The organism is Burkholderia territorii, from assembly GCF_001718335.1.
GTDB classification, from domain to species: Bacteria; Pseudomonadota; Gammaproteobacteria; order Burkholderiales; family Burkholderiaceae; genus Burkholderia; species Burkholderia territorii.
Genome location: NZ_CP013366.1, coordinates 1,849,690 through 1,873,309, shown reverse-complemented (window position 1 = coordinate 1,873,309; position 23,620 = coordinate 1,849,690). Strand labels below are relative to the sequence as shown.

At 69.4% G+C, this 23,620-nt stretch carries 19 protein-coding genes; 10 read left to right on the top strand and 9 right to left on the bottom strand.

From position 1 onward, the window contains the following. The gene (locus WS51_RS19215) at nucleotides 1-1,692 is read right to left on the bottom strand and encodes a bifunctional protein tyrosine phosphatase family protein/NAD(P)/FAD-dependent oxidoreductase (protein ID WP_059979224.1); all 1,692 of its coding nucleotides are present in this window, start codon (nucleotides 1,690-1,692) and stop codon (nucleotides 1-3) included. Nucleotides 1,693-1,719: 27 nt separating this feature from the next. Beyond that, a complete protein-coding gene (locus WS51_RS19210; RefSeq protein ID WP_059451408.1) occupies nucleotides 1,720-2,604 on the bottom strand; it encodes an MBL fold metallo-hydrolase in 885 nt (294 codons plus the stop codon). 249 nt (nucleotides 2,605-2,853) lie between these two features. Here WS51_RS19210 and WS51_RS19205 point away from each other — a divergent pair, with 249 nt between their 5' ends. After that, nucleotides 2,854-4,281 carry a sigma-54 interaction domain-containing protein gene (locus WS51_RS19205; RefSeq protein WP_069229656.1) on the top strand — a complete coding sequence of 476 codons (1,428 nt, stop codon included), beginning with the start codon at nucleotides 2,854-2,856 and terminating at the stop codon, nucleotides 4,279-4,281. 69 nt (nucleotides 4,282-4,350) lie between these two features. On the opposite strand, the gene WS51_RS19200 is transcribed toward WS51_RS19205, so the two are convergent. From WS51_RS19200 to WS51_RS19185, 4 genes are all read right to left on the bottom strand, one after another. Next, nucleotides 4,351-5,379 (bottom strand): MerR family transcriptional regulator, encoded by a 1,029-nt coding sequence (locus tag WS51_RS19200; protein WP_059451406.1) that lies wholly within the window; start codon nucleotides 5,377-5,379, stop codon nucleotides 4,351-4,353. Between the two features lie 123 nt (nucleotides 5,380-5,502). Then, nucleotides 5,503-7,089: an efflux transporter outer membrane subunit gene (locus tag WS51_RS19195; RefSeq protein ID WP_069229655.1), complete on the bottom strand. Its 1,587-nt coding sequence runs from the start codon at nucleotides 7,087-7,089 to the stop codon at nucleotides 5,503-5,505. A gap of 2 nt (nucleotides 7,090-7,091) precedes the next feature. Continuing rightward, nucleotides 7,092-10,238: an efflux RND transporter permease subunit gene (locus WS51_RS19190; protein ID WP_069229654.1), complete on the bottom strand. Its 3,147-nt coding sequence runs from the start codon at nucleotides 10,236-10,238 to the stop codon at nucleotides 7,092-7,094. Then, the gene (locus WS51_RS19185; RefSeq protein ID WP_059502128.1) at nucleotides 10,235-11,344 is read right to left on the bottom strand and encodes an efflux RND transporter periplasmic adaptor subunit; all 1,110 of its coding nucleotides are present in this window, start codon (nucleotides 11,342-11,344) and stop codon (nucleotides 10,235-10,237) included. The genes WS51_RS19190 and WS51_RS19185 overlap by 4 nt, the downstream gene beginning before the upstream one ends. A 195-nt stretch (nucleotides 11,345-11,539) precedes the next feature. On the opposite strand from WS51_RS19185, the gene WS51_RS19180 reads away from it, so the two are divergent. Next, nucleotides 11,540-12,160, top strand: a complete 621-nt coding sequence (locus tag WS51_RS19180; RefSeq protein WP_059451402.1) for a TetR/AcrR family transcriptional regulator — start codon at nucleotides 11,540-11,542, stop codon at nucleotides 12,158-12,160. Nucleotides 12,161-12,242: 82 nt separating this feature from the next. Here the strand turns inward: WS51_RS19180 and WS51_RS19175 are convergent, their stop codons facing one another. Both WS51_RS19175 and WS51_RS19170 read right to left on the bottom strand, forming a co-directional pair. Next, nucleotides 12,243-13,976, bottom strand: a complete 1,734-nt coding sequence (locus tag WS51_RS19175) for a ClcB-like voltage-gated chloride channel protein (RefSeq protein ID WP_208606678.1) — start codon at nucleotides 13,974-13,976, stop codon at nucleotides 12,243-12,245. 115 nt (nucleotides 13,977-14,091) lie between these two features. Continuing rightward, nucleotides 14,092-15,168: a YeiH family protein gene (locus WS51_RS19170; RefSeq protein WP_059502124.1), complete on the bottom strand. Its 1,077-nt coding sequence runs from the start codon at nucleotides 15,166-15,168 to the stop codon at nucleotides 14,092-14,094. A gap of 111 nt (nucleotides 15,169-15,279) precedes the next feature. On the opposite strand from WS51_RS19170, the gene WS51_RS19165 reads away from it, so the two are divergent. From WS51_RS19165 to WS51_RS19130, 8 genes are all read left to right on the top strand, one after another. Then, nucleotides 15,280-16,173: a LysR family transcriptional regulator gene (locus tag WS51_RS19165; protein ID WP_069229652.1), complete on the top strand. Its 894-nt coding sequence runs from the start codon at nucleotides 15,280-15,282 to the stop codon at nucleotides 16,171-16,173. 172 nt (nucleotides 16,174-16,345) lie between these two features. Beyond that, the gene (locus WS51_RS19160; protein WP_059771311.1) at nucleotides 16,346-17,110 is read left to right on the top strand and encodes a sugar phosphate isomerase/epimerase family protein; all 765 of its coding nucleotides are present in this window, start codon (nucleotides 16,346-16,348) and stop codon (nucleotides 17,108-17,110) included. Nucleotides 17,111-17,138: 28 nt separating this feature from the next. Beyond that, nucleotides 17,139-18,131 (top strand): sugar kinase, encoded by a 993-nt coding sequence (locus WS51_RS19155; RefSeq protein WP_059771308.1) that lies wholly within the window; start codon nucleotides 17,139-17,141, stop codon nucleotides 18,129-18,131. 109 nt (nucleotides 18,132-18,240) lie between these two features. After that, a complete protein-coding gene (locus tag WS51_RS19150) occupies nucleotides 18,241-19,521 on the top strand; it encodes an MFS transporter (RefSeq protein WP_059502117.1) in 1,281 nt (426 codons plus the stop codon). Between the two features lie 5 nt (nucleotides 19,522-19,526). Beyond that, nucleotides 19,527-20,492 (top strand): NAD(P)-dependent oxidoreductase, encoded by a 966-nt coding sequence (locus tag WS51_RS19145; RefSeq protein WP_069230017.1) that lies wholly within the window; start codon nucleotides 19,527-19,529, stop codon nucleotides 20,490-20,492. A gap of 321 nt (nucleotides 20,493-20,813) precedes the next feature. Next, a complete protein-coding gene (locus WS51_RS19140; RefSeq protein WP_059451395.1) occupies nucleotides 20,814-21,857 on the top strand; it encodes a LacI family DNA-binding transcriptional regulator in 1,044 nt (347 codons plus the stop codon). A gap of 54 nt (nucleotides 21,858-21,911) precedes the next feature. Beyond that, nucleotides 21,912-22,700, top strand: coding sequence for a YhfC family intramembrane metalloprotease (locus tag WS51_RS19135; RefSeq protein ID WP_069229651.1), 789 nt, complete (start codon nucleotides 21,912-21,914; stop codon nucleotides 22,698-22,700). A gap of 13 nt (nucleotides 22,701-22,713) precedes the next feature. Next, on the top strand, nucleotides 22,714-23,076 hold the full coding sequence (locus tag WS51_RS19130) for a DUF3022 domain-containing protein (RefSeq protein WP_059451393.1): 363 nt from the start codon (nucleotides 22,714-22,716) through the stop codon (nucleotides 23,074-23,076). Nucleotides 23,077-23,121: 45 nt separating this feature from the next. On the opposite strand, the gene WS51_RS19125 is transcribed toward WS51_RS19130, so the two are convergent. Beyond that, nucleotides 23,122-23,553, bottom strand: a complete 432-nt coding sequence (locus WS51_RS19125) for a PGDYG domain-containing protein (RefSeq protein ID WP_059451392.1) — start codon at nucleotides 23,551-23,553, stop codon at nucleotides 23,122-23,124. Between the last annotated feature and the right edge of the window lie 67 nt (nucleotides 23,554-23,620).

Sequence of the window (23,620 nt, the reverse complement as noted above, 5' to 3'; positions counted from 1 at the left end):
TCACCGGGCGATCGCGGGCTTCGCGAGCCATTCGCGGCCTTTGAGCATCGCCTTCCAGTAGAGCGGCGGCAGCAGGCGCTCCTTGAGCAGCCACGCGAGCCGGGACGGACGCCTGCCGTCGATCAGCCACGCGGGGAAGGTCGGCGCGACCTTGCCGCCGTACAGGAATTCGGCGAGCACGATCTTGCCGCGCTCGACGGTGAGCGGGCACGACCCGTAGCCGTCATACGTAGCGTCGCCGCGCACGCGGCCGAGCGACGCGAGCACATTGTGCGCGACGACCGGCGCCTGCTTGCGCGCGGCCGCGGCGGTCTTCGCGTTGGTCGTGTTGGTGACGTCGCCGAGCGCGAAGATGTCCGCGAACTGCTTGTGCCGCAGCGTCGCCGGATCGACGTCGATCCAGCCGGCTGCATCGGCGAGCGGGCTCGCGCGCACGAAATCGGGCGCCTTCTGCGGCGGCACGACGTGAATCATGTCGAAGGTTCGCTCGACGGTTTCCGTGCCGCCGTCGGGCAACGCGCGCCGGAACGTCGCACGCCGCGCGGGCCCGTCGATCGCGACGAGGTTGTGGCCGAACGACAGCGCGATGTCGTAGCTTTTCACGTATTCCATCAGCGCGGGCACGTAGTCGGCGACCCCGAACAACGCGGCGCCCGCATTCAGGAACTCGACGTTCGCGGCACCGAGACGGCCCGTGCGCCGCCAGTGATCGCACGACAGGTACATCGCCTTCTGCGGCGCGCCCGCGCACTTGATCGGCATCGGCGGCTGCGTGAACAGCGCGTTGCCGCCGCGGAACGCCTGCACCAGTTCCCACGTGTACGGGGCGAGATCGTAGCGATAGTTCGACGTGACGCCGTTGCGGCCAAGCGTTTGCGCGAGACCGTCGATCGCGTGCCAGTCGAGCTTCAGCCCCGGGCACACGACCAGCTTGCGGTAGCCGATGCGCCGGCAGCCGTCGAGGACGACCGCATGCGCGTCGGGCTCGAAACCGGCGACGGCGGCCTGGATCCATTTCACGCCACGCGGCAGCAGGTCGGCGATCCGGCGCGCCGTCGTGTCGGGCCGGAACACGCCCGCGCCGACCATCGTCCAGCCGGGCTGGTAATAGTGCGTATCGGCCGGGTCGATCACCGCGATATCGAGCGATGCGTCGCGCGCCAGCAGGCTCGACGCGACCGCGACGCCGGCCGCGCCGGCGCCGACGATCACGATGTCGTGCCGTGCGTCGACGGCGGGCGCGGCCTGGCCCCCGTCATGCGCGACATCTTGCGTCGAACCGCGTGTCAGACGCGGCGCGAGCGCGCCGAGGTCGTAGCCGGCCGCGGCGGCGATCGCGACGATGTCGCCGACCGGACGCCTGCCGGCCTGCGACAGCGCCCACAGCGTCGCCGAACGCGTGCCGCTGCGGCAGTATGCGAGCACCGGGCCGGCGAGCGACGCGACGAGCGCGTCGAATTGCAGGGCCTGCTCGTCGGTGACCTTGCCGGTATCGACGGGCAGGTAATGGACGGCGATGCCGAGCGGTGCGGCGGCGGCGCGGATCTCGGCGACGTTCGGCTGGTCGGCACCTTCGCCGTCCGGACGATTGCAGACGATCGTGCGGATGCCGGCCGCGTGAAGCGCGGGCAGGTCGGTCGCGGCGATCTGGGGCGAGACCGACAGCAGGTCGGTCAGCGGGCGGATGGTCATGTCGGGGTCTCCGGTCGGGGTGGCGCGTCAGATCGCGTCGAGCGGGATCTTCAAGTAACGCACGCCATTGTTTTCGGGCTCGGGCAGGTGCCCGGCACGCATGTTCACCTGCACGGACGGCAGCATCAGCACCGGCATGTCGAGCGTCGCATCGCGCGCGGTGCGCATGGCGACGAAGTCGTCCTCGGTCACGCCGTCCTTCACGTGCACGTTCGCGCGACGTTGCTCGGCCACCGTCGTCACGAACTGCACGTCGCGGCCGCCCGGCTGGTAGTCGTGGCACAGGTAGAGCCGCGTGTCGGGCGGCAGGGCGAGCACGCGTGCGATCGAGCGGTACAACGTGCGCGCGTCGCCGCCCGGGAAGTCGCAGCGGGCGGTGCCGTAGTCGGGCATGAACAGCGTGTCGCCGACGAATGCCGCGCGCTGCGTCGCGTCGTCGACGCAATAGGTCAGGCACGCGGGCGTGTGGCCCGGCGTGTGCAGCGCGCGGATCGTCAGCGCGCCGAGCGCCAGCGTGTCGCCGTCGTCGAGCAGGCGGTCGAACTGGCTGCCGTCCTGCGCGAAGCCCGGGCCCGCGTTGAACAGCGTGCCGAACACATGCTGCACGCGGCGCACGTGCGAGCCGATCGCGATCTGCCCGCCGACATGCGCCTTCAGATACGGCGCGGCCGACAGGTGGTCGGCGTGCACGTGCGTCTCCAGCAGCCAGTGCACGGTCGCGCCGAGCTCGGCGACGCGCGCGATCAGCCGGTCGGCGCTGGCGGTGCGCGTGCGGCCCGATTTCGGGTCGTAGTCGAGCACGCTGTCGATCAACGCGCACGCGCGGCTCGCGGTATCGAGCAGCAGATAGCTGACGGTGTGGGTGGCCGGGTCGAAAAAGCCTTCGACCGACAACTTGGGGGTTGGGCTCACGGGAGGTCCTCGATCGGGTTCTGCATCTGCAATCGGGAATTCCATGATCAAGAAGCATGCCAAGCGGCGACGCGATGCCGGGCGATCTCGCAGGTGTTTGATTCGGTTCGGATTTCAGGCGCGTGCTGCGGATGCGGCGCACATCGCAGGCAGCGCGTCGCCGATGTCGACTGCCACATCTGGCAGTGATGTGGCAGAATTGGCAGTCATTCTGGCAGTCCGGCTGCCCATCCGCTCCCGAGCCTCCTCATGAATCCGCATGCCACCATTCCGATCGTCCCCGCGCCGCCGCGCGACGTGATGCCCGACGTGCGCGCGCTCGTCGCGTATCTGGAGCATGACCCGCAGCCGATGATCGTCGTCGATCCCGACTACCGCATCCTCGCGGCGAACGATGCGTACCGGCGCCAGTTCGGCGTGGCGGGCGTCGAGCATGTCGGCCGGCGCTGCTTCCAGGTCTCGCATCACTACGACGTGCCGTGCGATCAGGCGGGCGAGCATTGCCCGATGAAGCAGGCGCTCGAGTCACGCAGCCTGAACCGCGTGCTGCACATTCACCATACGCCGCGCGGCCCCGAGCACGTCGACGTGGAGTTGCGGCCCATCTTCGATGCGCGCGGCGACGTGATCGCATACGTCGAGCGGCTGACGACCGTGCGCAGCGCGTCCGCGCAGCCGAGCGCGGAAGGGCTCGTCGGCGGCGCCGAAGCGTTCAACGCGGCACTCGGCGCGCTGCAGCGTGTTGCGCCGTCGATGCTGCCCGTGCTGCTGCTCGGCGAATCGGGTACCGGCAAGGAACTGTTCGCGCGGGCGCTGCACGAGGCGAGCGAGCGTGCGCTGGGGCCGTTCGTGGTCGTCGACTGCTCGGGCATTGCCGAGACGCTGTTCGAGAGCGAACTGTTCGGCTACGAGAAGGGCGCGTTTACCGGCGCGAACCAGCGCAAGCCGGGCCTCGTCGAGACCGCGCAGGGCGGCACGCTGTTTCTCGACGAGATCGGCGACGTACCGCTGCCGATGCAGGTGAAGCTGCTGCGGCTGATCGAGTCGGGGACGTTCCGGCGCGTCGGCGGCGTCGAGGCGCTGCGCGCGGATTTCCGGCTCGTCGCGGCGACGCACAAGCCGCTGCGCGAGATGATCGACGACGGCCGGTTCCGGCAGGATCTGTACTACCGGATCAACGCGTTTCCGATTCCGCTGCCGCCGCTGCGCGAGCGGCGCGGAGACGTCGCGCTGCTGGCCGAATCGATTCTGCGGCGCATCGCGAACGCGCGTGCCGGCGCGGGTGATGCGGGCGCCCGGCCGTTCGCGGCCCGGCCATTCGCGGCCCGGCCATTCGCGGCCCGGCCATTCGTGCTGACCGAGCAGGCGCGTGCGTGCCTCGACGCGTATGCATGGCCGGGCAATATCCGCGAGCTGCGCAACGTGCTCGAACGTGCGTGCCTGTTCGCGGACGACGGGACGATCCGCGTCGAGCATCTGCCGGCCGAGCTGGTCGCGGCGTCGGCTGCGCCGCAGCCGCGCGCGGCTGCGGCGCGCGGCCTATCGGACGCGGAGCTCGTGCGGATCGCGAGCACGTTCGCCGGCACGCGCAAGGCGTTGGCCGAGCATGTCGGAATGAGCGAGCGCACGCTGTACCGGCGGATGAAGGCGCTCGGGCTCGGGGTACGTGACCGGTGAGCGCGGGCCGCTCCGGCCCGCGCGGGCAGCGCGTGAAACCGCCATGCGCTGCCCGCGGCGGCTACGACATCAACGCGCCGGCGCCGACTGCGCCATCGCCTCGCGGATGAAACCGATCAGCGTGTCGTCGACCCACGAATCCTTGGTCAACGCCGGCTCGGTCATCATCGCATGCCGGAATTTCGCGTGCGTGGCCGGATCGTTGCCCGCATAGCTGCGAAACAGGTCGAGCCAGCGTTGCGCGAGCGCGCGGCCTTCCGGTGAATCGGGCGTCGCGCCCGCATCGATCGCGTCGCGCACGTCGGCCATCAGTTGCGGCCATTCCATCGCGCGTTCGCCGTAGTGTGCCCGCATGAAGCGGATCTCGTCCGGCGCCAGATACTTCTCGAAGATCCGCATCTTCGTTTCGGCGGACGCGCGCAGCACATAGTCGCGCAGCGCGGTCGAGATGCCGAGCTTCGACTGCATCGCCGGCTCGCGCTCGTGCATCAGGTTCAGCTTCGCGAGCATCCGCGGATCGTTGTTCGTGTCGCGCACCAGCAGCGCCATCCAGCGGCCGGCAAGCGCACGCGCGCGCTCGTCCTCGGGCGGCACGCCCGCGTCGTGCAGCGCACGCACGTCGGCGACGAGCGCGATCCATTCTGCGTCGCCCGTCTGGCTCTTGCGGTACATCGGCAGGCGCGCGAGTTCTTCCTCGGAAAAATATTTGTCGTACACGGTCATCAACTCCAGTGTGGTGAGCCAATCGGCCAGCTCCGGCTCGGTGCCCGCGGCGAGTTGCGCGTGCAGGTGCACGAGCCGCTCGCGCAGCTGCGCGGCCTGCGCGAGCTGGTGGTCGAGCGACGCGATCTGCTTCGCGACGAGCTCGACGAGCGGGGTGCCGGGCTGGTTCAGGTAGTCGCCGATTTCGGCGAGCGACAGTCCGAAGCGACGCAGGGCCTGGATCTGGTGGAGCCGGGCGACGTCGTCGCGGTCGTACAGCCGGTAGCCGTTGTCGGCACGCGCCGAAGGCGTCAGGAGGCCGATCGCGTGATAGTGATGAAGCGTGCGGACGGTCAGGCCGCTGCGTTTCGCCAGTTCTCCCACTTTCAGCCGCATGATGTCCTCCGTTCGGTGCGCACACTGGAGTCTCGAACGTTACGCTACGTGAGGGTCAAGCGGAAGATTGCGGATCGGCGCGCGGGGCGATTCCGCGCGCCGTGCGCCCGGTGTCCGGGCGAGTCATTGCGATGACGGCGGCGCGTCGGACGTGGCCGCGCGTGCCTGCATGGCGGCGCGTTGCTCCGCGCTGCCGGTGTGGGCCGCCGTGTCGGCATTCGCGGGCGTCGCAGCGTTGCCGGCCGGCGCCGGCGGCGGCGTGCCCATCGCCTGATAAAGCCGTGCGGTATCCGCCAGCCGCGCGCCGGTCGCGCGAATCTCGTCGAGCCGCGCGTTGCGGTACTGCAGCTCGCTCGCGCGCGCGGCCGATGGCGGCAACGCGCCGAGCCGCACGCGCGCGGCGGCGTCGTCGTACGCGCCGCGCGCGGACAGCGCGGCACGCGACGACGCATCGAGCGCCTCGGCGTCGTGCTCGAGCGCGGCGAGCGAATCGGCGACGTTCTGGAACGCGCCCAGCACGGTCTGCTTGTACTGGTCGACCGCGGCTTCGTAGCTCGCCTTCGCCGCACGGCGCTGCGCGAGCAGCGCGCCGCCGTGGAACAGCGGCTGGCTCAGCGACGCGCCGACATTCCAGATCGCGCCGGCGCCCGACAGCATCGTCGGCCAGCTGAAGCCGCCTTTGCCCATGGCCGCCGACAGCGACAGCTGCGGGAACAGCTGCGCGGTCGCGACGCCGACTTCGGCAGCAGCCGCCTTCAGCCCTGCGTCGGCGGCCTGGATGTCGGGGCGGCTTTGCAGCAGGTCCGACGGCACGACCACGGGCACCTGCGCGGGCAGGTGCAGGTCGGCGAGCGCGAGATCGGCGGGCGGTTGGTCGGGCGTGCGGCCGACCAGCACGGCCAGCGCGTGGCGCGCGGAATCGCGCTGCTGGCGCAGCGCGGGCAGGCTCGCGGCGAAGGTGTCCGCGCTTTGCCGTGCGCTCAGCGCGTCGCTGCGCGATGCCGAGCCGAGCGCATGGCGGCGTTGCGCGTCGTGCGCCTGGTCGTTCGCGAGCGCGACGAGCCGCTCGGTCGTCGCGATCTGCGCGTTGAGCACCGCCACCGTGATCGATGCGGTGACGATGTTCGCGGCGAGCGCGCGGCGTGCCGATTCGAGCTGGAACGCGCTGACGTCGACGCGTTTCGCGAGCGCGCGGTTCGCGAAGCGCGACGCACCGAACAGGTCGATCGTATAGCTCGCCTGCAGTTGACCGACGAACGTGTCGTACAGCAGCGTCGGCGCGCCGAGCGCGGGAATCGGCACGCCGAGCGCGCGCTGGCGCGCGGCCTGAGCGCCCGCGTCGATCGACGGCAGCATCGAGCTGCCGATCTGGGCGCGCAACTGCTCGCGCGCGGCATCCAGCGAGTGCGAAGCCGCGCCGAGCGTCGGGCTGTTGCGCAGCCCTTCGTCGACGAGTGCCGTCAGCGCATCGGAGCGATACTGCGTCCACCAGTCGGGCACCGGCTGTGCGCCGACATCGAACTGCTGCGCGATGCCTTGCGCCGCGACGGTCTGCTGCACTTGCGGCGCGGCGCCGTAATGCGCGGGCGACGGCATCGCGGGCGGCTCGCCGCTCGGCGCGAACCATGCGCAGCCGGCGAGCGGGCCGGCGAGGCTTGCGGCCGCGAGCGCGCGCGCGGCCTTCGTTTTCAGGTTCATCGACAAATCCATGATCAGGCTCCCGACGGCGCGGCAGGCGTGCCGTCGTGCGGCGGGCCGTCGCGCGGATCGCGTTCGTCGCGCTTCACGCGGAACCACGCGGCGTACAGCGCGGGCAGGTAGAACAGCGTCAGCACGGTCGCGCTCGTGATCCCGCCCATCAGCGCGGTCGCCATCGGCCCGAAGAAGTTCGAGCGCAACAGCGGGATCAGCGCGAGCACGGCGGCCGCGGCCGTCAGCGTGATCGGCCGGAAGCGGCGCACGGTCGCGCCGACGATCGCGTCGAAACGGCCGTGGCCGGCCGCGATGTCCTGCTCGATCTGGTCGACGAGAATCACCGAGTTGCGCATGATGATCCCGAACATCGCGATCACGCCGAGCATCGCGACGAAGCCGAACGGCTGCCCGAACAGCAGCAGCGTGCCGACCACGCCGATCAGCCCGAGCGGCGCGGTCAGCACGACCATCAGCACGCGCGAGAAGCTTTGCAGCTGGATCATCAGCAACGTGAACACGGCGATCGCCATCAGCGGCATCTGCGCGTTGATCGACGTCTGCGCCTTCGCGCTTTCCTCGACCGACCCGCCGATGTTGATCTGGTAGCCGACCGGCAATTGCGCGCGCAGCGCATTCAGCTTGCCGTCGATCGCATGCGTGACGTCGATGCCCTGCGCGCCGGCGCGTACGTCGGACTGCACGGTGATGGTCGGCTGGCGATCGCGCTCCCACACCACGCCGTATTCGAGCGTCGGCGTGAAGCGGCCGAGCGAGCCGAGCGGCACGGCGCCGTTCGGCGTCGGCATCGCCTGGCCCGCGAGCTTCGCGGGATCGACGCGATCGGCGCGCGGCGCACGCAGGTCGACCGCGATCAGCTTGTCGCGTTCGCGATACTGCGTGACGGTCGTGCCCGACAGCGTCATCGCGAGGAAGCTCGACACGTCCTGCGACGTGACGTTCAGCTCGCGCGCCTTCTTCTGATCGAGCTCGAAGCGCACCGAGCGCTCGGCCGGCTCGTCCCAGTCGAATTGCACGTTCACCGTGCGTGCATCGCCGCGCATCGTTGCCGCGACCTTCTCGGCGATCGCGCGGACCGTCGCGATGTCGTCGCCGCTCACGCGGAACTGCACCGGGTAGCCGACGGGCGGCCCGTTCTCGAGCCGCGACAGGCGCCAGCGCACCGCCGGGAAGCGGTCGCGCAGCGTGGTCTCGAGCCAGGTCGCGAGCTTCTCGCGATCCTCGACGGATTTTGCGGTGACGACGAACTGCGCGAAATTGGGCAATTGCAGCTGCTGGTCGAGCGGCAGGTAGAAGCGCGGCGCGCCGCTGCCGACGAAATTCACCGAATGGTCGATCTCGGGCCGCTTGTCGAGCACTTTTTCGAGGCGTTCGGTCTCGCGCAGCGTCGCCGCGAACGACGCACCTTCGGGCAGCCGCAGGTCGACCAGCAACTCGGGGCGGTCGGAGCTCGGGAAGAACTGCTGCGGCACGAGCGAGAAGCCCATCAGCGCGACGACGAAAAGCGCGCCGGTGATCAGCAGCACGACGAAGCGGCGCTCGATGCACCAGTCGATCCAGCCGCGCAGGCGCGCGTAGAAGCGCGTGTCGTAGATGTCGTGCTCGTGATCGTCCGGCAGGTGGGCTTCGTGCGCGTGCTTCTTGCGTTCGGGCAGCAGGTGATAGCCGAGCAGCGGAATCAGCACGACGGCCGCGAACCACGACGCGATCAGCGCGATCGCCGACACCTCGAAGATCGAGCGCGTGTACTCGCCGGTGCTCGACTTCGCGAGCGCGATCGGCAGGAAGCCCGACACCGTGACGAGCGTGCCCGTCAGCATCGGGAACGCGGTGCTCGTGTACGCGAACGCGGCGGCACGCGCGCGGCTGTAGCCCTGTTCGAGTTTCACGGCCATCATTTCGACCGCGATGATCGCGTCGTCGACGAGCAGCCCGAGCGCGAGCACCAGCGTGCCGAGCGATACCTTGTGCAGGCCGATGTCGAACAGGTACATGAACAGGGCCGTGACGGCCAGCACGACCGGAATCGAGATCACGACGACCATCCCGGTGCGCAGGCCGAGCGACACGAGGCTCACGACCAGCACGATCGCGACCGCTTCGGCCACCGCTTCGAGGAAGTCGTCGACCGAATGCGACACCGCGTGCGGCATGCTCGACACCAGCGTCAGCTTCAGGCCGGCCGGCAGTTGCGCCTGCAGGTTCTTCGATTCGGCATCGAGCGCCTTGCCGAGCCGGATCACGTCGCCGCCCGGCTGCATCGTCACGCCGATGCCGAGCACGGCGTGGCCGTTCGCGCGCATCTGCGTGACGGGCGGATCGTCGTAGCCGCGCGTCACGGTCGCGAGATCGCCGAGCCGGAACGTGCGGCCGTTGATGCGGATCAGCGTGTCGGCGATCGCGGCGACGTTGTCGAACTGGCCGCTCGGCCGCACGAACACGCGGTCGTCGGCGGTCGTGAGCACGCCGGCCGACGAGATGTCGTTCTGCGCGTTGATCGCCTGCGCGAGCTGCTGCGGCGAGATGCCCAGGCGCGTGAGCTTCGTGTTGTCGGCCTCGATGAAGATCCGCTGGTCCGGGTCGCCGAAGTAGTCGACTTTCCCGACGCCCGGCACGCGCAGCAGCACGGTACGCAGCTGGTCCGCGTAGTCGTGCAGTTGCGCGGGCGAGAAGCCGTCGCCTTCGAGCGTCCAGATGTTGGTGTAGACGTCGCCGAACTCGTCGTTGAAGAACGGGCCCTGCACGCCGGGCGGCAGCGTGTAGCCGATGTCGCCGACCTTCTTGCGGATCTGGTACCACGTCTCGGGCACGTCCTTCACGGGCGCCGAATCCTTCATCGTGAAGAAGATCAGCGATTCGCCGGGCCGCGAATAGCTGCGCAGGAAGTCGATGGCCGGCGTTTCCTGCAGCTTGCGGCCGATCCGGTCGGTCACCTGCTCCTGCACCTGCCGCGCACTCGCGCCGGGCCAGAACGTGCGGATCACCATCACGCGGAACGTGAACGGCGGGTCTTCGGATTGCGCGAGCCGCGTGTACGCGAGGATGCCCGCGAGCGTCGCGAGCGCGATCAGGTAGACGACCAGCGCCTGGTGGCGCAGCGCCCATGCCGACAGGTTGAACCGGCCTTCTTCGCGGGGGCCGCTCATGACGCGAAGTCCTCCGGGTGCAGCGGTGCGATCGGCCGCACCTTCTCGCCGGCGCTCACCGTGTGCACGCCTTGCAGCACGACGCGCTCGCCAGGCTGCAACCCGCGCGACACGGTGACGGTGCGTTCGTTGAAGCGCGCGACGTCGACGCGGCGCAGCTCGAGCGTGTCGTCTTTCGCGCGCACGACCCACACGGCCGGATGCGGGCCGTCGTGGAACAGCGCGGTCGCGGGCAGCGTGACGCTCGGCGCGTTGCCGTCGATCGGCGCACCGTCGAACGCGACGTTCGCGGTCATCCCGAGGCGCACGGCCGGATCGGGCGCGGCGAGCGTGAGCTTCACGCGCCAGGTGCGGCTTTGCGGATCGGCGGCCGGCGCGATTTCGCGGACCTTCGCATCGAACTGGCGGCCCGGCAGCGACGGCAGCGTGACGCGTGCCGCATGACCGGGCGCGAGCGATGCGAGCGCGGCCTCGGGCACGTCGCTGACGACATCGACGTCGCCCGACCACGCGAGCTGGTAGACGGCCTGACCGGCCGAGACGTTCTGGCCGGTGTCGGCCTGTTCGGCGGTGATGGTGCCCGCGTGATCGGCGACGAGCGTCGCATAGCGGAGCTGGTTCTTCGCGAGCGCGAGCTGCTGCTGCGCCTGGTCGCGCTGCGCGAGCGCGGACGTGTAGCTGTTCTCGGTCTGTTCGAGCTGCGCGGTCGCGATCAGGTTCTCGCGCGCCTGCGCGCGATCGCGGTCGAGTTGCTGCTTCGCGAACGCCAGGCTGTGCGACGCCGCATCGAGTTGCGCCTGCGCGCTCGCGACGTTCTTCTCGACGTCGGACGGATCGAGCAGCGCGACGATCTGGCCGGCCTTGACCGTGTCGCCGAGCCGCACCTTGCGCTCGACGATCTTGCCCGCGATGCGGAACGACAGCGGTGTCGCATAGCGCGGCTGGATCTCGCCGGGCAGCGTGGCGACGGCCGGCGCGCCGTCGGCGTGCGCGGGCAGCGCGACGACCGGGCGCGGTGCGGGCGGCGCGGCTTCCTTCGGGTGACAGGCGGAGAGGACGAGCGCGGTGCCGACCAGCAGCACGGCGCGGGAACCGGAGCGATTCACGAAACCCCCAAGATGAGGTGAGAGCGGAACGAAGCCGGCAAGCGCGGCGGGCGCTTGCCCCGAGTGGCGCCGGCCCGGCGCACACGAATACAGCCGAACGGGACCGTCGTTCGGAAACTGTGGCGGATTCTAATACACACCTGTATCCGAATGCAAAGATGAATTCGAAAGGGAGTTGGTGCTAGACTGCGCGCCATGAAACCACAGCGCTTAACTCGCGAGCAGAGCAGGGACCAGACGCGCGAACGTCTGCTGACTGCCGCGCACCGCATTTTTATGAAGAAAGGCTATGTCGCCGCGAGCGTCGAGGACATCGCGGCGGCGGCCGGCTACACGCGCGGCGCGTTCTACTCGAATTTCCGCAGCAAGTCCGAACTGCTGCTCGAGCTGCTCGAGCGCGATCATGATTCGGTGCGTGCCGATTTCGAGGCGATCTTCGAGGAAGGCGGGCCGCGCGAACAGATGGAGTCGATGGCGCTCGCGTACTACCGGACGCTGTTTCGCGACGACGAATATTCGCTGCTGTGGGGCGAGGCGAAGCTGCAGGCGGCGCGCGACGCGAAGTTTCGCGTGCGTTTCAACCAGTTCCTGCACGGCAAGCGGTTGCAGATGGCCGAATTCATCCAGCGTTTCGCCGAGCGCGCGGGCACGCCGCTGCTGCTGCCGGCCGACACGCTTGCGTTCGGGCTGATGTGCCTGTGCGACGGCGTGCAGTCGTACTACACGGCCGATCCGCAGCACGTGTCGGCCGACGTCGCCGAAGCGGTGCTCGCGGGGTTCTTCGCACGGGTCGTGCTCGGGCGCGCGCCGGACTGAACGAGCCGGTGGCGCTCGGCGCCGGGTGGCGCCGCGAGCGACGCTGCGGCGACGCCGTATCGCGTGCCGCACGCCGCATCGGTCAGCGCTCGCCGGTCATCCGCCGGTATGCGTCGAGCAGCGACGTTTTGTACACGACGCCCGCGAGCGTCGGCTCGGCCTCGCTTTCGATCACCGGCAGCCGTTCGCCCTGGAATGCCATGAAGCGTTCGAGTGCGGTCGCGAGCGGCATGTCGGGCGTGAGCAGCGGAAACGGCGTGTGCGCGTAGTGCGCCGCCGTCTTGTCGGTCGTGTCGCGCTTCTCGAGCAGGTCGGACGTGATGTCCTTCAACGCGACCGCGCCGCGGAAGCGCCCGGCGTCGTCGGTCACGTACAGATACTTCACCGGATACTCTAGAAACACACGCGTCATGTCGGCGACGCTCGCGGTGAGCGGCACGACCGTCTGCGCGGGCTGGATCAGCTCGCGCATCTGGGTGGTGCGCAGCCGCAGCCGTTCCTGCGCATCCTGGTGGTGGCGCAGCGTGATCTCGTACATCGACGTCGTGCCGGTCGCGCGCGCGACGAAATACGCGAACACGCACGACACCAGCAGCGGCAGCACGACCTGATAACTGAGCGTCATCTCGAAGATCATCAGGATCGCCATCAGCGGCGCCTGCGTGGCGCCGGCCATGAACGCACCCATGCCGACCATCGCATAGGCGAAATACGCGGACGTGTGGCCGGGCCAGAGCGCGTTCATCGCGAGCCCGAACAGCGAGCCGAACACGGCGCCGACGAACAGCGTCGGCGTGAACACGCCACCGACCGCGCCCGAGCCGGCCGTCGCGGCGGTCGCGATTACCTTGAACACCAGCACCGCGACGAGCGCCTGCCAGGTCCACGGCGAATGCAGGATGTGGTTCACCACGCTGTAGCCGTTGCCCCATACGTCAGGAATCCACACCGAGATCACGCCCACTACGAGCCCGCCGAGCGCGAGCCGCACCGGCAGCGGCACGGGCAGGCGCTTGAACTGGTTCTTCGACGCATCGAGCAGGTGCAGGAACTGCGGCGCGAGCACGCCGCACAGCGCGCCGAGCACGACGAACAGCAGCACCTCCGGGCCCGTCACGGCGGGGAACACCGGCATCTCGTACGGCGGCCGGTAGCCGGCGAACTCTCGCATCACGATGTTCGCGACGACGGAGGCGACGACCATCGGCCCGAAGCTCTCCATCGCGATCGTGCCGAGCACGATCTCGGAGACGAAAAACGCGCCGGCGATCGGCGCGTTGTACGCGGACGTAATGCCGGCCGCCGCACCGCACGCGACGAGCAGGCGCAGGCGCGGCGGGTCGAAGTGCACGAAGCGGCCGACCAGCGACGCGGCGAGCGCGGCAAGCTGCACCATCGGGCCTTCGCGGCCGATCGAACCGCCGCTGCCGATCGTCAGCAGCGACGATACGCTGCGCCACAGGCTCTGCCGTACCGGCACGACGCCGTCGCCGAGCGCGACGGCTTCCATGTAATCGGTGTTGCCGGATTTCCGGACGCCGCGCGTCGCAAGCAGCAGCACGCAGCCGGCCAGGAAGCCGCCGGCGGCCGGCATCCAGAACCGCACGTACCAAGGCAGGCTTCTCGCCATCTGCACGAAGCTGCCGCTGTGCCCGGAGATCAGGCGCTGCATCAGGTCGATGCCTTCGCGAAAGCCCATGGTGGCGAAGGCGCCGCCGACGCCGACGATGGCCGACCAGATCAGCATCGTGTGGGCGTCCGACAGGCGGAACAGCGTCTGGGCGCGGGTGCGCAGCTTCAGCAGGAACGAGAGCACGGCTGAAAGTGGGTGATGAAGAGGACGAAGGAAAACGACGCGAAGCATAGCACTGCGCCGCGCCCGCGGGACCTTCCCGTCGGGCGCGGCGCGTGTCGCGGCGTGGATGCGCGGCTCAGCCAAGCCAGTGCTGCACGGCCCAGGTGATCGCGTAGCCGCCGGCGATCAGCCAGACGTACAGGATCAGGCCGGTGGTCAGCGCGCGCGGGCCGGCTTCGCGAATCTGCGATACGCGGGTCTCGATGCCGAGCGCGGTCATCGCCATCGTCAGCGCGAAGGTGTCGAGCACGTTCAGCGTGTGGGTGACGTCGGCGGGCAGTACGTTCAGCGAATTGACGATCACGAAGCCGAGGAAGCCGAGCGCGAACCACGGCACCGCCACCTTGCGCTTGCCTTGCGTGCCGCCGGCGCTCGCGTCGGCCGAGCGGGCGGCGCGGGCGAGCCACCAGCCGAGCGCGAGCAGCACCGGCACCAGCAGCATCACGCGGGTCATCTTCACGATCGTCGCGACGTGCGTGACCTGCGGGCTGATGTCGCTCGCCGCGCCGACCACCTGCGCGACCTCGTGGATCGTGCCGCCGAAGAACAGGCCGAGGCCGTTCGCGTCGAGATTGAGCAGGCCGGCGTGATACGCGAGCGGGTAGAGGAACATCGACAGCGTGCCGAACAGCACCACGCTGCCCACGGCCATCGCGCTCTGGTGCGGCTTCGACTGCAGCGTCGACTCGAACGCGAGCACGGCGGCCGCGCCGCAGATCGCGCTGCCGGCGGCGGTCAGCAGCGCCGCGTCGCGATCGAGCTTCATCACCTTCATGCCGACCCAGGTGCCGATCGCAAGCGTGCTCACGACGACCAGCACCGACACCGTCAGGCCCGGCAGCCCGACCTGCGCGATTTCCTGCAGGCTTACGCGCAGGCCGAAGAACGCGACCGCGATGCGCAGCAGCTTGCGCGCGGAAAAGTTGACGCCGGCCGCCCAGCTCGCGGGCATTCCGTCGCGCAGCGCGTTGCCGTACAGCGCGCCCGCGACGATGCCGACGATCAGCGGCGACAGGCCGAGCCCCGCGATTGCCGGAAGTTGCGACAGGCTGGTGACGGCGGCGGCGAACAGCGCGACGAACAACACGCCGTTCAACTGGCCGCGCATCGACGGCGCGGCGTGGTGGAGCTGGGGAGTCGGGGCAGTGGACATGGGGCACCGTGATGAAACGGGTTGCGATGGCCTAATCCTAATTTGGTTATATCGATATGAGAAATTGTGATTTGTGACGTAAACTATCCGGAAAGCCGATAATTCATCTCCATGACCCCGGATCAACTGATAACGTTCGCGGCTGTCGCCGAACACCTGAACATCAGCCGCGCTGCCGTGGCGCTGCATCTGTCGCAGCCGGCCGTGTCGGGCCAGCTGCGCCTGCTGCAGGACGAGTTCGGCGAGCCGCTGTACCAGCGCGAGGGCCGCGGCATCCGCCTGACGCCGATCGGCGAACAGCTTGCGCAGTACGCGTACGCGCAGCGCGATACCTTCGCGCAGGCGCGCGCGTTTCGCGACGCGGTGCGCGGGCTCGATGCCGGCACGCTGCGCATCGGCGCAAGCACGACGCCCGCCAGCTACCTGCTGCCGTACCTGATCGCGGCGTTCCAGCCGCGCGTGCCGCGCGTGGCGATCCACACGATGAGCGGCAACACGGCCGACGTGGTGGCCGCGCTCGCGTCGCTCGACATCGCGATGATCGAAGGGCCGCCCGGCGAGGCGCTGCCGCCCGGCACCGCGGTGCACGCGTGGCACGAGGACGAGATCGTCGCGGTCGTGCCGGCCGGCCATCCGCTCGCCGCGCCCGAATACGAAACCGGCGTCACGCTCGACGCACTGGCCGCCCATCCGCTCGTGCTGCGCGAGGAGGGCTCCGGCGTGCGCCAGCTCGTCGAACGCGCGTTCGCGCATGGTGGCGCGCCGATGCGCGTCGCGTTCGAGATCGCGGGCGTCGAAGCGGTGAAGGAGGCCGTGCGCGCCGGGATGGGCGTCGGGTTCGTGTCCGCGATGTCGCTGCGTCACGAGGACGCGGCGCTCGTGCCGCGCTCGCTGGCCCCCGCGCCGCTTACGCGTCATTTCTCGATCCTCGTGCCGCATGGCAGCGCGCCGTCGCGGGTGGCGGCCCGGTTTCTCGACATGTGCGACGCGCACCGCGACGAATAGGCGCCTGCGGGGCCGGGAACGCGGGATGCATGTGCGTGGGGCACGTATAGGGGGCACGTATTCATGCAGCGGCCCGTCCTAGGGATTTCCTCTATGGCGCGTACCGAACGCGAAGCGCACCATCCGTCTCAAGCAAATGGAACCGGTTCCATTCCGGTAAAAAAGGGCAGAAATGGCAGACATCGTGATCGTGGCGAGCGCATTCGGGATCGACCGCGTGCGCCAGGAGGGCCACCGGGCATTCATCGCGACCGCGGCCGCAGCCGGCGCGGCCGGGTTCGAGGTGCGGCGCGAGCTGTTCGTGTCGGACGATGACGCGACGCCCGCCGCGCTCGCCGAGCTCGGCAAGGCATTGGCCGCGCATGGGCTGTGGTCGGTCTATTCGACGCCGGCCACGCTGTACACGGAAACCGGCGCGCTCGATGCCGACGCGTTGCGCGACACGCTCGTCGAAGCCGACGCGCTCGGCGCGCGCTTCGTCAAGTTCCAGCTCGGCGGCTTCGCCGGCGACGCGCATGCATCGGAGATCGTCGCGCTGTCGCGCGGCGCGCGTGCCCGCGTGGTGGTCGAGAACGGCCAACTGCCGGTCGGCGGCGCGCTGGCTCAATTCAGCGGGCTGTTCGCCGCGCTGACGCAAGCGGGCGTGCCCGGTGCGCTCGGCATGACGTTCGACATCGGCAACTGGCAGTGGCCGGGCGAAGCGCCGCTCGCGTGCGCGCACGCGCTTGCGCCGCACGTGGAATACATTCATTGCAAGGCAGTCGCGGGCGATGGCGCGCGCCGTTTCGCGGTGGCGCCGGCGTCGGGGGACCCGCTCGTGACCGGCGTGCTCGCGGCCCTGCCGCAAGCGGCGCCACGCGGTATCGAATTTCCGTTCGATGCCGCCGACCTGGCGGGCGACGCCGGCCGGCGCGTGGCGTGGCTCGCCGCCGCGTGAAGCAGGACGGATACGGAGGAATTCACTCATGAAGGCAGCACTCGATGTCGTGACCTACGGCGAAGCGATGGCGATGTTCGTCGCCGCCGAGCCCGGTCACCTCGCGCACGCGTCGCAATTCACGAAACGGATCGCGGGCGCGGACCTGAACGTCGCGATCGGCCTGTCGCGGCTCGGCTTCCGGGTCGGCTGGATGAGCCGGGTGGGCCGCGATTCGTTCGGCGGTTACGTGCTCGACACGCTCGCGCGCGAAGGCATCGACGCGTCGTGCGTGACCGTCGATCCGCGCTATCCGACCGGTTTCCAGCTGAAGTCGCGCAACGACGACGGCAGCGACCCGACCGTCGAATATTTCCGCAAGGGTTCGGCCGCGAGCCACCTGTCGTGCGACGACTACGTGGCCGACTACGTGCTCGGCGCGCGCCACCTGCATCTGACTGGCGTCGCGCCGGCGATTTCCGCGACATCGTGCGAACTCGCGTTTCAGCTGGCGCGCGAGATGCGCGCGGCGGGCAAGACGATCTCCTTCGATCCGAACCTGCGCCCGACGCTCTGGCCGTCCGCCGACGTGATGGCGAAGACGCTGAACGCGCTCGCGGCGTTTGCCGACTGGGTGCTGCCGGGCCTCGCCGAAGGGCAGCAGCTCACCGGGCACGATACGCCGGCCGATATCGCGGGCTTCTACCTCGCACAGGGGGCGCGCGGCGTCGTGATCAAGCTGGGTGCCGACGGCGCGTACTTCCGCACGGCCGACGGCCGCGAGGGCACGGTCGCGGGCGAGCGCGTCGCCAACGTGGTCGACACCGTCGGCGCCGGCGACGGCTTCGCGGTCGGCGTGGTCAGCGCGCTGCTGGAAGGGCGTTCCATCGAGCAGGCGGTCGCGCGCGGCAACCGCATCGGCGCGCTCGCGATCCAGGTGATCGGCGATTCGGAAGGCTTGCCGACCCGCGACGCACTCGATCGGCTCGAAAACGTCAGCAATGGCGCCGATCGCGTAGAGGAAACCGTCACCGCGCAATGAGAGGCCGGACACGGCACAATCCGCGGACCATTTCGTCGTGCACGCGCACGGCAACGCAAGGAACCGGGACACGCGCCGACGCGTTCGTTCCGACACAGGAGACATTCTCATGGCCAACACGCTCGCAGCCCGACGCTGGTGGACGATCATGCCGATCGTTTTCATCACCTACAGCCTCGCTTACCTCGACCGCGCGAACTACGGGTTCGCGGCCGCGGCCGGCATCAACCAGGACCTCGGGATCAGCAAGGGCCTGTCGTCGCTGATCGGCGCGCTGTTCTTCCTCGGCTACTTCTTCTTCCAGATTCCGGGCGCGATCTATGCGGAGCGCCGCAGCGTCAAGAAGCTCGTGTTCGCGAGCCTCGTGCTCTGGGGCGCCTGCGCGGCGCTCACGGGCGTGGTCACCAACATTCCGTCGCTGATGGCGATCCGCTTCGTGCTCGGCGTGGTCGAAGCGGCCGTGATGCCCGCGATGCTGATCTACATCAGCAACTGGTTCACGAAGAACGAACGCTCGCGCGCGAACACGTTCCTGATTCTCGGCAACCCGGTCACCGTGCTGTGGATGTCGATCGTGTCGGGCTATCTGGTGCACGAATTCGGCTGGCGCCACATGTTCATCGCCGAAGGCGTGCCGGCCATCGTCTGGGCCGTGTGCTGGTGGTTCCTCGTGCAGGACAAGCCGGCCGACTCGCCGTGGCTCACCGCCGAGGAAAAGCTCGACCTCGACGCGGCGCTCGCGGCCGAACAGGCGGCGATCAAGCCCGTGCGCAACTACGGCGAGGCGTTCCGCTCGCCGGCCGTGATCAAGCTGTGCGCGCAGTACTTCTGCTGGAGCATCGGCGTGTACGGCTTCGTGCTGTGGCTGCCGTCGATCGTCAAGAATGGCTCCGAGCTCGGGATGGTCGCGACCGGCTGGCTGTCGGCGCTGCCGTATCTCGCGGCGACGATCGCGATGCTCGCCGCGTCGTGGGCGTCAGACAAGGTCGGTTCGCGCCGCGGCTTCGTGTGGCCGTTCCTGCTGATCGGCGCGGCCGCGTTCGCGGCGTCCTATGCGCTCGGCTCGTCGCATTTCTGGATCTCGTATGCGCTGCTGGTCGTCGCGGGTGCCGCGATGTACGCGCCGTACGGCCCGTTCTTCGCGATCGTCCCCGAACTGCTGCCGAAGAATGTCGCCGGCGGCGCGATGGCGCTGATCAACAGCATGGGCGCGCTCGGCTCGTTCGTCGGCTCGTATTTCGTCGGCTACCTGAACGGCGCGACCGGCTCGCCCGTTGCATCGTACGCGTTCATGAGCGCCGCGCTGGTGGCCGCGGTGATCCTCACGCTGTCCGTCAAACCCCAGGCGCGCGATGCGCACCCGCTCGCGACGCCGCTGCAAGGAAAATGAAAACGATGAAGCCTCGTATCGTCGCGTACAAGCCGCTGCCCGATGACGTGCTCGCGTATCTGCGCGAGCAGGCGGACGTCGTGCAGGCCGACGGCGCCGACGCGCTTGCCGATGCCCTCGGCGACGCGGACGGCGCGATCGGCGCGAGCCTGAAGGTCACGCCGCAGATGCTCGATCGCGCGCCGCGCCTGAAGGCCTGGTCGACGATCTCGGTCGGCTACGACAACTTCGACGTCGCGGATCTCACGCGGCGCGGCATCGTGCTCGCGCATACGCCGGACGTGTTGACGGAATCGACCGCCGATACCGTGTTCTCGCTGATCCTCGCGTCCGCGCGGCGCGTGGTCGAACTGGCGGAGTGGGTGAAGGCCGGCAACTGGCACCGCAGCATCGGCCCGGACCTGTACGGCACCGACGTGCAGGGCAAGACGCTCGGCATCGTCGGGCTCGGGCGGATCGGCGGCGCGGTCGCGCGGCGCGCGGCGCTCGGCTTCCGGATGCAGGTGCTGTACACGAATCGCTCCGCGCATGCCGAAGCCGAGGCTCGGTACGGCGCCCGTCGCGTGTCGCTCGACGAACTCCTCGCGCAGTCGGATTTCGTGTGCCTGCAGGTGCCGCTGTCGCCGCAAACGCATCACCTGATCGGCGCGGCGGAATTCGCGAAGATGAAGCGCGGCGCGATCCTGATCAACGCATCGCGCGGCCCGGTGGTGGATGAGGCCGCGCTGATCGAGGCGCTTCAGGCGGGCACGATTCGCGGCGCGGGGCTCGACGTGTTCGAGAAGGAGCCGCTGGCGGCGGATTCGCCTTTGCTGCGGATGAGCAACGTCGTCGCGCTGCCGCATATCGGTTCGGCGACGCACGAGACGCGCCATGCGATGGCGCGCTGCGCCGCGGAAAACCTGATCGGCGCACTGACCGGCACGCTGCGCACGAACCTCGTGAATCCCGACGCGCTCGCGCGCGGCTGAGCGGCGGCGATCGGCCGGCGGGGCGCCGGCCGGGTTAGAGGCGATGATCTTGGTGCGGGAGGGCAGGCTGCGTTATGATCGCCCGCTCGTCGCATCGACGAACCGGCCGCGCGGCCGGCGGCGTCCGGCGGCGGGCATCCGTGCCAGCTCCGGCGCGGCCGATCGCCGTGCGGTTCGGGCGAGCGGGGCGGGCGCGAACGCGCCGGCTTCGATCGACCGCGAAGCAGGGAAGCGGCGGCGTCCGCCGGGTGGCTTCCGTATCCAACAACAAAGGTCCGTCCGCACACGAAGCGGCGCGGATCGTACGTCGCGAGGCACGACTTGAGCGATTCGCAACCTTCCACGCAGCGTCCGGCGACGATCAGCGACGTCGCCCGCGAAGCCGGCACGGGCAAGACCAGCGTTTCGCGCTATCTGAACGGCGAGACGCACGTGCTGTCCGCCGATCTGCGCCAGCGGATCGAGACGGCGATCGCGCGTCTGAACTATCGGCCGAACCAGATGGCGCGCGGGCTGAAGCGCGGCCGCAACCGGCTGCTCGGCATGCTCGCGGCCGACCTGACCAATCCGTACACCGTCGAAGTGCTGCAAGGCGTCGAGGCCGCGTGCCACGCGCTCGGCTACATGCCGCTCATCTGTCACGCGGCCAACGAGGTCGAGATGGAGCGGCGCTTCCTGCAGCTGCTTACGACGTACCGGGTCGAGGGGCTGATCGTCAACGCGCTCGGCGCGGAGGAAGACGTGTTGCGCCCGCTGCGCGGCGCCGGCATTCCGGCGGTGCTCGTCGACCGGACGGTCGAGGGCTTCGAGGCCGACCTGATCGGCCTCGACAATACCGACGCGATCGAGACGGCGATCGCCCATCTGGTCGCGAGCGGTTTCGACGCGGTCCATTTCGTCGTGCAGCCGTTCGAGCGTGTCAGCTCGCGGCGCCTGCGCGAGGCCGCGTTCCGCGCGGCGCTCGGCGCGCGCGGGCTGCCGGTGCCGCCGACGGTCGTGCTCGACCTGAACGAGCCCGCCGCGGTCGGGGCGGCGCTGGCCGACCTCGACGCGCGCATCGACGACGCCTCGCGGCGCGGCGTGCGTGCCGCGCTGTTCGCCGCGAACGCGCCGGTCGCGCTCGCGATCGCGCGCCATCTGCGCGCGCGGTTCGGCGCGGCGTGGCAGGAAAAGGCCGCGCTGCTGTCGATCGACGATCCGGAGTGGGCCGAGCTGATCGGCATCACGACGATTCGCCAGCCGACCTACGAGATCGGCTACAAGGCCGTCGAATTCGTGCACGAGCGCATCGACGGCGCGGTGGGCGACGTGCGCGTCGCGTTGCTGCCGGGCGAGCTGATCGCGCGCGCGTCGACCGCAAGCTGAGTATCATTCGGGGCACGCAGCGCGTCAGGTGCGCTGCCTCGAACAAGGAAATTCATGATTGTCGCTCCCGTCACGCTGGCGGTGCTGATCGCCGCCACGCTGATCATCGCGCTACTGCCGTTCGTTCTGTTCCGCTTCCTGCGCAAGCCACTCTCGCTCGACCGCCGCGACACGATTGTCGGGGTCGCCGTCTTCACGCTGTTCGCGATGATCGTCGAACGTGCATTTCACGGCCTCGTGCTGAGCCAGACGCCCGCCGGCGGCTGGCTCACGCAGCCGCTCGCGTTCGTCGCGTACAGTGCGCTCGCGACGGCCGTGTTCGAGGAGCTCGGCCGCTATCTCGGGATCCGGTTCCTGAACCGCCGCTACGGTGCATCGGCCGGCGACGGGCGCGGTATCGGCTACGGAATCGGCCATGCCGGCGCCGAAGCCTGGTTCGTCGGCGTGCTCGTATGGGGTCAGTGGTCGTATCTGGCATGGCTCGCGAGCCGCGGCCAGCTCGAGACGCAGCTCGCGGACCTGCCGGGCGATACCGTCGTGAGGCTGCACGTGATGCTGGCGACGCTGTCGGCGCAGTCGATGCTGCTGTTGCTGCTCGAGCGCTGCTCGGCGTTCGTGGTGCAACTCGCGCTGTCGGTGCTGGTCTGGCGCGGCGTGCGCGCCGGCCGCGCGGGCGTGCTGCCGCTCGCGATCGTGCTGCATGCGCTCGCGGTCGCGCCGGCGCTGCTGTATCAGGTGCGCGTGCTGCCTGCTGGATGGCTTGAGGCCGTGTATTTCGTGCTGGCCGCGATCCTGGTCGCCGTGCTGGTGAAGACGTGCCGGTCGCCGCGTGCGGCGGCCTGACGGGAGAGGCGAAATGGACGACTATCTGATCGACTGCCAGAGCGCCGAATTCGACGCGCTCGCGCGCGTGATCTGCGATCTCTTTCCGGAGCAGACGCGTTTTGTCGAAAGCAGCGACGAACGCGGGCGTTTCCTGTCCGTGCAGTGGCTCGCGATGCGTTTCGGATCCACGCCGAAACGGATGACGCTCGACATCCGCATCGTGCCGGCCGCGCTGGCGCGCTATCTGGCGCTCAGGCCGATGCAGCGCGCCCGCAGCCATGCGGTGCTGCATGCCTATACGGAAGCGATGCTGGGCTCGCTCGAGGAGCGGCACGCAGCCGGCGAGGCCGTCGAGCGTGAAGCGGAGCTCGAGCTCGACGAAGACTTCGCCTGAATGTCGACGTGAACGCGCGCGCCGGCGCGATGCCGGCGTTACGCGTTATGCGTCGCGATAGACCTGCGCGAAACGCTGCGCCTGGACGACGCCGTAGTCGCCGGGCGCATACTGCATCACCCAGTCACCGGCGACGCCGCGCAGCGTGTCGCCGTTTTCCGAGCGGGCGATCGTGAACGGTTCGTCCATCCGGCGGGCGAGCACGACGGCCGGCCGGTTGCGGTAGGCGCCCGGCGCACCGTGCGCGAGCGTGTCATCGGCGGGCAGGTACTTCGCATCGAAGCGTGCGCGCGACACGACCCAGCGGTCGCCGGTCGAGCCGGTGATCAGCGCGTCGCCCGCGACATAGCGGTTCGGGCCTTCGAGGCTCATCAGTTCACCGTCGGCCTGCGCGAATGCGACCGTGACGGTTTCGTCCTTCACGACGCGACGGGCCTGCGGGTCGGTACGCAGATCGATGTGCTTGAGTTCGAGCATGGCAGCGGGGAGTGCGGGAAAAGGCGGGAGCTTATCCCGAATCCGGCGTGCCGTGTGGCTCGCCGGG

What these genes read in the sequence shown, in the direction of transcription:
- WS51_RS19215 (WP_059979224.1), bottom strand. Translation starts at nt 1,692, where the DNA reads ATGACCATCCGCCCGCTGACCGACCTGCTGTCGGTCTCGCCCCAGATC.
- WS51_RS19205 (WP_069229656.1), top strand. Translation starts at nt 2,854, where the DNA reads ATGAATCCGCATGCCACCATTCCGATCGTCCCCGCGCCGCCGCGCGAC.
- WS51_RS19200 (WP_059451406.1), bottom strand. Translation starts at nt 5,379, where the DNA reads ATGCGGCTGAAAGTGGGAGAACTGGCGAAACGCAGCGGCCTGACCGTC.
- WS51_RS19195 (WP_069229655.1), bottom strand. Translation starts at nt 7,089, where the DNA reads ATGGATTTGTCGATGAACCTGAAAACGAAGGCCGCGCGCGCGCTCGCG.
- WS51_RS19190 (WP_069229654.1), bottom strand. Translation starts at nt 10,238, where the DNA reads ATGAGCGGCCCCCGCGAAGAAGGCCGGTTCAACCTGTCGGCATGGGCG.
- WS51_RS19180 (WP_059451402.1), top strand. Translation starts at nt 11,540, where the DNA reads ATGAAACCACAGCGCTTAACTCGCGAGCAGAGCAGGGACCAGACGCGC.
- WS51_RS19170 (WP_059502124.1), bottom strand. Translation starts at nt 15,168, where the DNA reads ATGTCCACTGCCCCGACTCCCCAGCTCCACCACGCCGCGCCGTCGATG.
- WS51_RS19165 (WP_069229652.1), top strand. Translation starts at nt 15,280, where the DNA reads ATGACCCCGGATCAACTGATAACGTTCGCGGCTGTCGCCGAACACCTG.
- WS51_RS19160 (WP_059771311.1), top strand. Translation starts at nt 16,346, where the DNA reads ATGGCAGACATCGTGATCGTGGCGAGCGCATTCGGGATCGACCGCGTG.
- WS51_RS19155 (WP_059771308.1), top strand. Translation starts at nt 17,139, where the DNA reads ATGAAGGCAGCACTCGATGTCGTGACCTACGGCGAAGCGATGGCGATG.
- WS51_RS19150 (WP_059502117.1), top strand. Translation starts at nt 18,241, where the DNA reads ATGGCCAACACGCTCGCAGCCCGACGCTGGTGGACGATCATGCCGATC.
- WS51_RS19145 (WP_069230017.1), top strand. Translation starts at nt 19,527, where the DNA reads ATGAAGCCTCGTATCGTCGCGTACAAGCCGCTGCCCGATGACGTGCTC.
- WS51_RS19135 (WP_069229651.1), top strand. Translation starts at nt 21,912, where the DNA reads ATGATTGTCGCTCCCGTCACGCTGGCGGTGCTGATCGCCGCCACGCTG.
- WS51_RS19130 (WP_059451393.1), top strand. Translation starts at nt 22,714, where the DNA reads ATGGACGACTATCTGATCGACTGCCAGAGCGCCGAATTCGACGCGCTC.
- WS51_RS19125 (WP_059451392.1), bottom strand. Translation starts at nt 23,553, where the DNA reads ATGCTCGAACTCAAGCACATCGATCTGCGTACCGACCCGCAGGCCCGT.